Source organism: Kitasatospora sp. NPDC004272, from assembly GCF_053603035.1.
Genome location: NZ_JBSGET010000063.1, coordinates 33,597 through 44,819, shown reverse-complemented (window position 1 = coordinate 44,819; position 11,223 = coordinate 33,597). Strand labels below are relative to the sequence as shown.

General features: G+C 73.8%; 12 protein-coding genes. 10 read left to right on the top strand and 2 right to left on the bottom strand.

Translation table 11 applies throughout. From position 1 onward, the window contains the following. Nucleotides 1-362: 362 nt before the first annotated feature. From ACWEO5_RS20545 to ACWEO5_RS20525, 5 genes are all read left to right on the top strand, one after another. Entirely contained in the window at nucleotides 363-1,769 is a 1,407-nt protein-coding gene (locus tag ACWEO5_RS20545; protein ID WP_452163732.1) for a family 2B encapsulin nanocompartment shell protein, read from the top strand. A gap of 261 nt (nucleotides 1,770-2,030) precedes the next feature. Further along, nucleotides 2,031-2,873 (top strand): hypothetical protein, encoded by an 843-nt coding sequence (locus ACWEO5_RS20540; protein WP_452163731.1) that lies wholly within the window; start codon nucleotides 2,031-2,033, stop codon nucleotides 2,871-2,873. Between the two features lie 131 nt (nucleotides 2,874-3,004). Beyond that, nucleotides 3,005-3,769 (top strand): bestrophin-like domain, encoded by a 765-nt coding sequence (locus ACWEO5_RS20535; RefSeq protein WP_344553459.1) that lies wholly within the window; start codon nucleotides 3,005-3,007, stop codon nucleotides 3,767-3,769. Between the two features lie 393 nt (nucleotides 3,770-4,162). Beyond that, nucleotides 4,163-4,675, top strand: a complete 513-nt coding sequence (locus ACWEO5_RS20530) for a hypothetical protein (protein WP_452163730.1) — start codon at nucleotides 4,163-4,165, stop codon at nucleotides 4,673-4,675. A 66-nt stretch (nucleotides 4,676-4,741) separates the two neighbouring features. Then, complete coding sequence (locus ACWEO5_RS20525; RefSeq protein ID WP_452163729.1) at nucleotides 4,742-5,185, top strand: hypothetical protein; 444 nt, start codon at nucleotides 4,742-4,744, stop codon at nucleotides 5,183-5,185. A gap of 113 nt (nucleotides 5,186-5,298) precedes the next feature. Here the strand turns inward: ACWEO5_RS20525 and ACWEO5_RS20520 are convergent, their stop codons facing one another. Beyond that, entirely contained in the window at nucleotides 5,299-6,051 is a 753-nt protein-coding gene (locus tag ACWEO5_RS20520; RefSeq protein ID WP_452163734.1) for a dienelactone hydrolase family protein, read from the bottom strand. Between the two features lie 275 nt (nucleotides 6,052-6,326). On the opposite strand from ACWEO5_RS20520, the gene ACWEO5_RS20515 reads away from it, so the two are divergent. Both ACWEO5_RS20515 and ACWEO5_RS20510 read left to right on the top strand, forming a co-directional pair. Beyond that, nucleotides 6,327-6,776 (top strand): MarR family winged helix-turn-helix transcriptional regulator, encoded by a 450-nt coding sequence (locus ACWEO5_RS20515; RefSeq protein WP_452163728.1) that lies wholly within the window; start codon nucleotides 6,327-6,329, stop codon nucleotides 6,774-6,776. Between the two features lie 58 nt (nucleotides 6,777-6,834). After that, nucleotides 6,835-8,268 (top strand): MFS transporter, encoded by a 1,434-nt coding sequence (locus ACWEO5_RS20510; RefSeq protein ID WP_452163727.1) that lies wholly within the window; start codon nucleotides 6,835-6,837, stop codon nucleotides 8,266-8,268. Between the two features lie 7 nt (nucleotides 8,269-8,275). On the opposite strand, the gene ACWEO5_RS20505 is transcribed toward ACWEO5_RS20510, so the two are convergent. Then, on the bottom strand, nucleotides 8,276-8,707 hold the full coding sequence (locus ACWEO5_RS20505; protein WP_452163726.1) for a nuclear transport factor 2 family protein: 432 nt from the start codon (nucleotides 8,705-8,707) through the stop codon (nucleotides 8,276-8,278). A 444-nt stretch (nucleotides 8,708-9,151) separates the two neighbouring features. On the opposite strand from ACWEO5_RS20505, the gene ACWEO5_RS20500 reads away from it, so the two are divergent. The 3 genes from ACWEO5_RS20500 to ACWEO5_RS20490 all read left to right on the top strand — a co-directional run bounded on the left by ACWEO5_RS20500 (nucleotide 9,152) and on the right by ACWEO5_RS20490 (nucleotide 11,212). Further along, nucleotides 9,152-9,634, top strand: a complete 483-nt coding sequence (locus ACWEO5_RS20500) for a hypothetical protein (RefSeq protein ID WP_452163725.1) — start codon at nucleotides 9,152-9,154, stop codon at nucleotides 9,632-9,634. Between the two features lie 120 nt (nucleotides 9,635-9,754). Beyond that, nucleotides 9,755-9,946 carry a hypothetical protein gene (locus ACWEO5_RS20495; RefSeq protein ID WP_452163724.1) on the top strand — a complete coding sequence of 64 codons (192 nt, stop codon included), beginning with the start codon at nucleotides 9,755-9,757 and terminating at the stop codon, nucleotides 9,944-9,946. 18 nt (nucleotides 9,947-9,964) lie between these two features. Continuing rightward, on the top strand, nucleotides 9,965-11,212 hold the full coding sequence (locus tag ACWEO5_RS20490) for a helix-turn-helix domain-containing protein (protein ID WP_452163723.1): 1,248 nt from the start codon (nucleotides 9,965-9,967) through the stop codon (nucleotides 11,210-11,212). The last annotated feature ends 11 nt before the right edge of the window (nucleotides 11,213-11,223 follow it).

Here is an 11,223-nt window from a genome sequence, read left to right as displayed (position 1 = left end):
TCCCGAACGCCCCCGCCCGCCGGGGGCGTTCGGGAGCTCGGGCCCCGGAGCGGCGGCGGCGCAGGCCACCATGGGTCCGGGGGCGGAAACGGCGTCTGACACGGTGTCAGCGCCGCCAATCCTCCACGGGCCAAGGTTCACCTAATCGGGTGCACGCGGGGGCGCACGGGCGATCCGGGGGCCGGAACGATCTAGTGTTCCGGAGGCGGCGGGCGAGCGCGGCGACCAGTGCCTTCCGGCTCCCGTCGACGCTTTCCCCTTCCTTTACCAATTGCCCCACCGGTACCCCAGCAACACCCCCATAAGCTCACGGATCTGACGGACCGTCAGGTTTCGTGCGAGACGAAGGAGAGCCCGGCCCGATGTCCGTGGACAGCAGCCCGGAGACTCAGCAGGCGCAGCGCCAGCAGACCAGCCTCACCACCGCAGCGGCCCGCAACCTGGCCACCACGACCAAGTCCGCGCCGCAGATGCAGGAGATCACCTCCCGCTGGCTGCTGCGGATGCTCCCGTGGACCCAGACCTCCGGCGGCACCTACCGGGTCAACCGCCGACTGACCTACACGGTCGGCGACGGCCGGATCGAGTTCATCCAGACCGGCGGCGACGTCCGGGTCATCCCGCAGGAGCTCGGCGAACTCGCCCTGCTGCGCGGCTACGAGGACGAGGAGGTGCTGACCGCCCTCGCCGGCCGCTGCCAGCAGCGCGACTTCCGGGCCGGCGAGGTGCTGGTCGAGCGCGGCACCGCGTCCGACAAGATCCACCTGGTCGCGCACGGCAAGATCAACCAGGTCTCCACCGGCAAGTACGGCGACGACGCCGTGGTCGGCGTCCTCGGCGACGGCGACCGCTTCGGCGAGAACGCCCTGCTGGACGCCGACGCCACCTGGGACTACACCGCCACCGCCAAGACCGCCGGCACCCTGCTGACCCTCAGCCGGGCCGACTTCGAGGCCGTGCTCGCCCAGTCCGACAGCCTGCAGGCCCACATCCGGGACTTCGCCAGCCTCCCGCTGCAGCGCCAGAACGAGCTCGGCGAGGCCGAGATCGCGATGTCGGCCGGCCACGAGGGCGAGCACCTGCTGCCCACCGCGTTCGTCGACTACGAGCTCAAGCCGCGCGAGTACGAGCTCTCCATCGCGCAGACCGTGCTCCGGGTCCACTCCCGGGTCGCGGACCTGTACAACCAGCCGATGAACCAGATCGAGCAGCAGCTCAAGCTCACCGTGGAGGCGCTGCGCGAGCGCCAGGAGTACGAGCTGATCAACAACCGCGAGTTCGGCCTGCTCGCCAACTGCGCCTTCAACCAGCGCATCCAGACCCACTCCGGCCCGGCCACCCCCGACGACCTGGACGAACTGCTCAGCCGCCGCCGCGACTCCGAGTTCTTCCTCGCCCACCCGAAGGCGATCGCCGCCCTCGGCCGGGAGTTCAACGCCCGCGGCCTGTACCCCGACACCGTCGACCTCCAGGGCCACAAGGTCCCGGCCTGGCGCGGCGTCCCGATCCTGCCCTGCAGCAAGATCCCGATCACCCCGGAGAACACCAGCTCCATCCTGGTGCTGCGCACCGGCGAGGACAACCAGGGCGTCATCGGCCTGCACCAGACCGGCATCCCGGACGAGTACCAGCCCAGCCTGTCGGTCCGCTTCATGGGCATCGACGAGAAGGCCGTGATCAACTACCTGGTCACCGCGTACTACTCGGCGGCCATCCTGGTCCCGGACGCGCTCGGCGTGCTGGAGAACGTGGAGATCGCGCACCGCTGACCGGCGGCCGCCGGCTCCTGATCGACACCGCGCAGTGACGGCCCGCCGCCGGCCGTAACCAAACGGCGGCGCACCACGTTGAGGGTGCGTCGGATTGATCATGCCGATCCGTTTCTGCAGCTCGCCCACGGCACTGCGGGCGGAACGGCCCGATCCTCTGACGCGCCCTCGACTGCGCTCCGGCCACCTCGGCCGTGCCCGAAGCGGGGCGCGCACCAGCTCGACGACCGCCCACAGCCACCGGAAGGTAGGACCACGCCCATGCAGCGCAACGGCCGTCCGTCGGCGGACGGCAGAACGGGAGCCCCGGCCTTACCCGCCCGCGCCCTGCCCCCGCAGTGGAGGCGCGGCGCCCGCACCGCCACCGCCCTGACGGGCGTCGCCGTGGTCTGCGCGGTGCTCACCGGCGCCACCCAGGCCGCGTCCGCCGTGCGCGGCGCCGGCGGCGGCCACCGGCTCGACATCTGCGTCAAGGTGCACACCTCGGTCGACGCCCCCGGCGTGCACATCGAGGTGGACGCGGGCGGCGGGGCGAACGTCCCGCTCCGCCCGCAGAGCGGGGCCGGGGGCGGGAGCGACGGCAAGCCGGGCAACGGGCACGAGAGCCACGGGAACGGGAACGGGTACGGGCACGAGCACCACTGCGACCCCAAGCCCAGCCCCAAGCCCAGCCCCACGCCCAAGCCCAGCCCCACGCCGACCCCCGCCCCCACCCCGACGCCGAAGCCGACCCCGACGCCCACCCCCGTCCCGAAGCCGGCGCCCACCCCCACGCCGACCCCGGTGCCCGCACCCCCGGCACCCCCGGCCCCCGCGAAACCCGCGCCCGGCCCGGCCCGGCCCACCCCCAGCGCGGTGCCGCCGCCCGCGCCGGTCCCCAGCCCCGCACCGACGACGCCCGCGCCGAGCCCCCCACCCGCCCGGCCCGCGCCCGCCCCCACCGTCCACCTGCCGCCGCCCCCGGTGCACGTCGAGCCGCCCAAGCGGCACAGCACCCCGACCACCACCCGGATGCTGGTGGTCACCGTCCCCGCCGTGCTCGCCGCCGCCGCGCTGCGCCCGCGCGGGAAGTCCGGAAGCGCCGGGCGCCGCGGCCGTTCCTGATCCCGCCGTTACCGCCCCCGCGGCCGCGATCGCCCCCGCGGGCGTTCCCGAGCCCGCACCGAGGTGGGAGCGGACCGGCGGAGAACCGACAACACCCTTCACCCAACCGACAGTTCAGGAGAGGACCCGTCATGTCCGAATGGCTGGCACTAGCCCTCGCGATGGCCGGGGCGTGCCTGGTCGTCGTCGCGGTCGTGCTGGTGAGGAACCGCAGGGTCGACGAGCACGAGGACACCTCGGAGACGCCCGACGTCATCGAGTACATCACCATGATGATCGGCGTGGTCTACGCGATCGTGCTGGGCCTGGCGATCGCGGGCGTCTGGGAGTCGCGCTCCGCCGCGCAGGACGACGTGCAGCGCGAAGCCCAGGCGCTGCACGAGGTCAGCGCCCGCGCCGAGGTGTTCCCCGCCGATTACCGCGCCGTGGTCGACAAGGACGTCGAGGCGTACGTCTCGTTCGTGGTGGACACCGAGTGGCACTACATGCGCACCGAGGGGGAGATCAGCCCCGAGGGCACCGACCTGCTCGCCAAGCTGCGCACCGACGTCGCCGCGCGGGCGCCGCAGAACGACATCGAGGCGCAGGCGTACCAGGCGATGATGGACAAGATCGCCAGCGCCGACGAGGCCCGCAACTCCCGTGGCGGCAACGTCGGTCCGACCATGCCCGGGGTGGTCTGGTTCGGTCTCGGCGTCGGTGCGGTGATCACCATCGGCATGCTGTTCGCCCTGCAGATCCGCCGCTCGCCGCGCGAACTCGTCCTGGCGGGCACCTTCAGCGCCCTGTTCGGGTTCCTGCTGTTCCTGATCTGGGACTTCGACGACCCCTTCGGGCGCGGCATGTCGGTCACCACCGAGCCGTTCCTCAACCTGTTCCCCTTCCTCGGCGGCTGACCGGTGGTCGATCGGTGGTCGAACCGTGACCGGGTAGGTGCACCAACTGTCCGCTCGGTGAACGGAACTGAGCGGACATGAGGAACATTCGGCGGCGCGCACCGTACCGAAGCGGTTCGCGCACTACTCTGGTGGGAGCCGCCCGCCGCACCGACCGGGGGCCTGGTGCGGGCGGCTGACGGGGAGCCCGCGCGGGCCGCCGCCCCGGGCGGCGGTGGCGCGGGCACGACGGGGGAGAGCACGAAGGGGAAGCACCGCATGGGGGAACACACGGGGGAGGGCACCCGCCGGGGCGCCACCGCACCGCACGCACCACAGACACCGCATGCACCACAGGCACCGCATGCACCGCATGCACCGCATGCACCGCAGACACCGCACGCACCGCACCCGGTGGGGGACGAGTCCGACCCGGCCGAGCGGGGGCGCCGCTTCCTGCTCGCCCGGGTGCCCGCCCCCGGCAGCGTCACCGCCGCCCGCCGGATCACCGACCGGTACGTGGACGGCACCCGGCTGCGGCTGCGCCGGGTCGAGCGGCTCGACACCGGCGAGTGCAGCTACCGGCTCGGCCGGGAGCAGCCCGCCTGCCCGGGCGCACCCGCCGACCTGCAGCTCTCCGAGCAGGAGTACGCCCGCCTGCTGGCCGCGCTGCCCGGCCCCGAGCTGACCAGGACCCGGCTCGGCGTCCCCCCGCTCGGGGTGGACGTCTTCGAGGGTCCGCTGCTCGGACTGGTGCTGGCCGAGGCCGAGTTCGAGAACCCCGAGGATGAAGAAACGTTCGTCCCTCCTCCCGGCTGCGTCGCTGAGCTCACCACGGACGACCAATTCACCGGCGGCCACCTGGCCCGCACCGACCGCGAACACCTCCGCGCCGGCCTCGCCGAGTACGGTGTGGCCCTGCCGTGAGCGCCGCGGCCGAGGCTCGGCACCGAGGCCCGGCACCGAGGCCCGATACCCAGGAGGGCGGACCGGATGGACACCGAGGCACGGGAAGCCTGCGTCAGCGCCCTGGCCACCCTGGCCGACAGCGCCGCCTACCAGGACCGCGCCGACGCCGGACGGGCACTCGCGTCGTTCGCCGAACTCCCGGCGGCGGCGAGGGTGCTGGCCGACCTGCTGGCCGACCCGCAGGACACCTACGTGACCCTGGAGACCGCCCGGGCCCTGCTGCGGCGCGGTGACCGGGCGGCGGTCGCGGTCCTCGTGGAGGCCCTGGCCGACCTGGACGTCCAGCACGAGCAGTACGTCGACGACGCCGTCCGCGAGGTGCTCGGCGTCTTCGAGGAGGACCGCACCCGGGTGTCGCTGCTGGCCGAGGAGGCGGCCGGGGGTCCGGACGCCCGGCCGGCGAAGGGCGCGGCCGTGCTGCGCGGCATGCTGGGCGCGGTGGAAGCGGTCTTCGGGCCCGCCCGCTGACCGCTTCCCGACCGGCGGCCGACCGCTCGGGGCACCTTCCGGCGGGCACTTTCCGGCGGGCACTTTCCGGCGGTCCGGGAACCCGAAGGCCCCGGACCACCGGAAGGGCGGGGCTACTCCGCGGAGTTCTTCAGGTGGCGGGCGAAGAACCCGGCCGCGGCCTCGCCCGCGTACTCGGGAACGCCGGTGTGGCCGCCCATGTTGGCGCTCAGCGACTTCTCCGCCGAGCCGAAGGCGTCGAACAGGTCGAGCGAGGCCCGCCGGTCGTTGCCCTCGTCGTCCCACTGCAGCAGGACGTGCAGCGGGACGGTGACCCGGCGGGCGTCCTCGAAGGTGGCGCGGGGGAGCAGGCTGCCGGCGAACAGGCCGGCGGCCGCGATCCGCGGCTCGACCGCGGCGAGGCGGACGCCGATCGAGATCACCCCGCCCGAGTAGCCGACCGGGCCGCCGATGCCGGGCACCTCCAGCAGGGCGTCCAGCGCGGCCCGCCACTCCGGGACGGCCAGTTCGACCAGCGGGAGGACCAGGGCGTCGATGGTCTCCGGGCCGACCTGCTCGCCCGCCGCCATCGCCCGGCGCAGTTCGGCGCGGCCCTGCTCCAGGGCGGGGACGCGGGGTCGCTCGCCGCTGCCGGGGAGTTCGATGGTGGCCGAGGCGAAGCCGTCCGCGGCGGCCCGGCGGGCCCGGTCCACCAGCCGGGGGCGCATCCGGGCCAGGCCCAGCGGCGGCATGCCGAGCAGGATCAGCGGCACGGGCGCGGACGGGTCGGCGGACGCGGGCGTCCACAGGACGCCGGGGACCTCGCCGAGGGTGAAGTCGCGTTCCAGGACGTCGCCGTCGAGGTGGGACGCGGAGGTGAAGTGCACAGTCATGGCTGTGTGCCTTTCGGGAGTGCTCAGGAACGGCGCTCCCGGACGGATCACTACCGTCCGACCGTGGCCCCAGCGGGGAGCACCCATGTCGTTGCTGCGTTCACGGGTACCACCTCCAAGGTCTCTCGCACGGCCTCCGGAAAAGTAGCAGCGGGCGCGGCGGAACGCCAAACGGCGGGCCCGCCCGGGGCGGTGCGGCGGCTGCGGAGATCGGCCGAAATCTACAGGGAAACTGTACATTCGGCGGTCGGAAACCTAGGGTGGGGAGCATGAGCGAAGACTCCGACCCCGCGCCGTCCGCCCTGCGCGCCTCGCAGCAGGTGCGCTCGGTGATCGGCAAGCTGCGCCGCCGGATCCGGTCCGCCACCGGGACCGGAGACTTCACCCTCACCCAGGCCTCCACCGTGGGGCGGCTGCTGGACAGCGAAGTCGGCCTGACCACCAGCGACCTCGCCGTCGCCGAGAAGATGCGCCACCAGTCGATGGCCACCACCATCGCCGCCCTGGCCGCACAGGGCCTGGTCGAACGCAGCCGCGACCCCGAGGACGGCCGCCGGGTCCTGATCGGGCTCACCCCCGAAGGCCGGCGCCGCGGCGAGGAGGGCCGCCGGGCCCGCGGCGAGTGGCTGGCCGCCGAACTCCAGGCGAAGTGCACCGAGGAGGAGCGGCAGACCGTCATCGCCGCGATGGCCGTCCTCGAACGGATCGTCCAGGAGTGACGGCCCGCCCCCGCCCCGGGGAACCCCCGTACCACGACCACCGAGCGGCAGAAGCGCCATGACCGACCGTACGACCACGACCGCCCCCGGCGAGCAGCTGGACCGGGCACCGGCGCTCGACCGCCGACTCGTCCCCCCGATGGTGCTCGGCTCCGTCCTCAACCCGATCAACTCCACCATCATCGCCGTCGCGCTGGTCCCGATCGGCGCCGCGCTCGGCGCCTCGCCCGCGCAGACCGCCTGGCTGGTCTCCGCGCTGTACCTGGCCACCGCGCTCGGACAGCCCGTGGTGGGACGGCTGATCGACCTGTTCGGCCCGCGCCGGCTCTTCCTCGCCAGCACCAGCCTGGTCGGCGTCGCCGGGATCGTCGGCACCCTCGCGCCCAACCTCGGCACGCTGATCGCCGCCCGGGTCGTCCTCGGCTTCGGCACCTGCGCGGGCTACCCCGCCGCGATGGCCCTGCTGCGCGCCGAGTCCCGGCGCACCGGACAGGACAGCCCCGCCGGGGTGCTCACCCTGCTCGCCGTCGCCAACCAGACCGTCGCCGTGATCGGCCCGCTGCTCGGCGGTCTGCTCACCAGCGCCGGCGGCTGGCGCAGCACCTTCGCGCTGAACATCCCGCTGTCGGTGCTCGCCGTCACCCTCGGCGCGCTGCGCCTGCCCAGGCAGGAACCGCAGGAACGCCCCTCCGAGAGCCCCGACGGCCCCGGCACGCTGCGGCGGATCGACCTGCCCGGCATGGCCCTGTTCGCCGTCCTGCTGCTCTCGCTGCTGCTGTTCCTGATGCACCCGCACGCCGACCGCTGGTACCTGCCGCTGCTCACGCTGGCCGCCGCCGTCGCCTTCACCGTCCGCGAGCGCCGCGCCGAACAGCCGTTCATCGACGTCAAGGTGCTCGGCGGCAACACCCCGCTGCTCCTCACCTACAGCCGCGCGCTGGCCGCGTACGTCGTCTCCTACGCCTTCCTGTACGGCTTCGCCCAGTGGACCGAGGAGGGCTTCGGCCTGTCGCCGCTGCAGGCCGGGCTGGTGCAGGCCCCGACCTTCCTGGTCGGCATCGGCGTCTCGCTGCTGGCCGGGCGGCGCGGCGGCATCCGGGCCACCCTGCTGGTCGGCGGCCTCGGCCAGGTCGCCGCCTGCCTGCTGATGCTCGCGCTCGGCGCGCACAGCCCGCTGTGGGCGCTGGCGGCGCTGGCCGTGGTGTTCGGCGTCCCGCAGGGCGCCAACGGGCTCGCCCTGCAGAACTCCGTCTTCCAGCAGTCCGACCCGGCCCGCACCGGATCCTCCGCCGGGCTGCTGCGCACCTTCGCCTACCTCGGGTCGATGGTCGCCTCCGCGGCGACCGCCGCCGCCTACGGGCCGCACGCGGGCACCGCCGGAATGCACCAACTGGCCTGGATCATGATGGGCGCGGCCGTGCTGTTCCTGCTGCTCACCGCCTTCGACCGGACGCTGCCCGCGCTGCGCACCCCCGCGGCGGCCCGGTCCTGAGCCGGTCTCAGCTGCTGCGGGCGCCGGAGACGGCCGAGCCGTCCATGTAGTCGCGGACGTGCACGATCAGCCCGTCCCGGACCCGCAGCACCAGCAGGCCCGGCACCGCGAAGGCGCCCCGGCCGCCCGCGATCTCGCCGCGCACCACCTGCTCGACCACCAACACCTCCGGGTCGGTCGACACGTGCAGCGCGCTCTCCTCGACCTCGACGGGCCGGACCGGGCTGGCCCCCCACGCCGCCCCGTACCCGGCGCGCACCGCCTCCCGGCCCTCGTAGCGCTCCGGGAAGCCCGGGAAGCGGAACGGGAACTCGTGCACGGCGTCCGGCGCGTACAGGTCGGCGAGGGCGTCCGCGTCCAGGTCGAGCATCGCCCGCCGGTAGCGCGCCAGCACGTCCTGCGGAGTGCGGTCGGACGGGGACGGGACGGCAGCGGACATGGTGAACTCCCGTGACTGGTGGGAAAGTCGGTGTGCCCACGAGCCTACTGCGGTCCGGCGCCGCACCGGACGGGATTCCGGATCCCCGCTGCGGCAGGACGGCGGGCGTGCGACTGCCCGGGACGGCACCACCGCCCAGAACGACACGACTGCCCAGGACGGTGCCGGCCCGCCGACCGCCCATCGACATCCCCCGGGGCCGCCGCCCGGAACGGGGGTCTGTGCCAGGATCGGTGCCCATGGGAAACAGGACGGCGGGGGGCGCTGCGGCTGGCAGCGGTGCGGCGGAGAGCGGGCCCGCCGGGGAGTGGGCCGAACTGATCCTCGCCGAACAGGTGCTGGTGCGCCGCGCGGTGATCGGCCTCCAGTTGGCGAACACCCCGCAGCACCTCAACTCGGTGCTGCGCTGGACGGGTTCGCCCGGCGTCCCGGCCCGGCGCGAGTGTGCCCGAACAGCTGGCCCTGGTACCGGAGTTGGCGGCGGCGACGCTCCGGCTGGTCGGCGCCGGGTGGCTGACGGTGCGCACCGGCCGGACGATGACCGACGCCGCCCCGGTGCTGTCCGGCCCGGAACTGGAACGGGCCGTCGCCGACCCGGCGGTGTGGCGCTCCGGCGGGCCGATGCTCACCGTCCGGGCCACCCCCGGGGGCCTGGCCCGCTGGGAGGCCGTGGCGTACCCGGAGGGCCGACCGGGCCGCCCGCCCCGGGCGGGGTTCACCGAGCCGGAGAAGGCCGTCTGGATCTGCGCCCAGGAGCCCGGCAGCTGGCTGACCGGCCCGTACGGCATCTTTGCCGCCCTCCCCGCCGACCTGGCCGGCCAGGCGCTCCGGGCCCACGTGACGGCCGAGACCGCGCCGCTGCTCCGCTTCGTCCGCGCCGGCCTCACCTGCGTACTGACCCAGTCGCCGGCCACCGGGCTGCGTTGAGGCTCCCTCCGGTGCCGGGGCGTTCGGCACCGGAGGATCCGTCATAGTGCTGCTACGGGAAGCTAAGTGATGCTAAGTTCCGTGCCCAAGGACAGCATCCGGGACGAAGGGTTCGCAGCCGTGCCTCGCCTTGACCTCAACCGTCTGACCGCCACCGCGGCCCAGAACATCCAGACCGCCAACGACGTCCGCCGCGATCCGGCCGTCATCAAGGCGTTCAAGCAGTTCGCGGAGGACGGCACCCAGGCGGTCCGCTCCGGCAACGCGCTGGTGCGCGAGGTCAAGTCGTCCTGGTACCGCCACAGCCGCTGATCCGAAGGACCTGGACGGATGAACGACTTCAGCGCGCAGGCGATGGGCCAGGTGATCCGCGAACACCGCCAGGCCCGGCAGCCTCTGATGACCCAGGTGGAGCTGGCCAGGAAGGCCGAGTACGGGAAGGGCGGCGAGGTCTCGGTCTCCCGGATCGAGAGCGGGTTGATCAGCCCCGGGGCGCACCGTCTGGCCGCCATCGCCCTCGCACTCCGACTGACCCCCGAGCAGCTCCGGCAGGAGGCGGAGGACCGGACCAGGCTCCTGGCCGAGCAGCAGGGCCCGCCGCCGGAGAAGTTCCGCGAGCGGGTCGCGGAGACGAAGCGGCGCTACGCCGAGGTCACCGAGAAGGTGGCCCAGCGGACGAAGATCACCGAGGAGCACGGGGAAGCCTTCAACCGTGCCTACGACGACATCCACGCGGGGTTCTTCCTGAGGTTCGTGGAGCTGGCCGCGAGTATCGGCGGAGCACCCGAACCGGATGGGACGGACGCGGACGAGCCGGGCGAGGGGGAAGTCGCGACCACCCGAGAGGGGCCTGCGGCGATCCGGGTCAGGGCGATCTCCGCCGGGATCGCCGGCGCGGTCCGGGATGCCGCCGGGGGCGCGGTCGGGGCGGCGGCCGGGGCGGCAGTCGGCACTGCCGCGGCCTACACCACCTTCGCCGCCGCCGCGGCCTTCGGGACGGCCTCCACGGGGACGGCGATCACGGCGCTGTACGGGGCCGCCGCGACCAACGCGACACTCGCCGTCCTGGGCGGCGGCACGCTGGCCGCCGGCGGCGCGGGCATGGCGGGCGGGGTCCTCCTGCTGGCGGGCATCGTCGCGGCCCCGGCGGTGGCACTGGCGGCCACCGGCTTCTACGTTCTGAAGAAGCGCCGGACCAAGAAGGAGGAGGAACGGCTGCGCACGGAGATCGAAGCGGCGGAAGCGGTCCTGGGGCAGTCGCAGCGGAACTTCGACACCACGATCGAGGTGCTGGGGCGTGCCACGGCTGTCATGGAGTACATCCAGGTCCACGGCACCCACGCCCTCGAACGGTGGGCGGCGAGCCTGCCCCCGGAGCCCCGGAACTGGGAGTCGCTCGGAGCCCACGGCCAGGAGCGCTACCAGGAGTTCCTGACCGTGGCGGGTTCCTTCCTCGCGGTGAGCACCATCAACGTTCCCGCTCTCCTCACCGCGGAGCCCGCCGCGCTGCGCGAGATGGACCAGGACATCGACCAGATGCTGCGGTACGCGGACCGGACCGTCAGGGCGGTTGTCTGACCGCCGGAAAA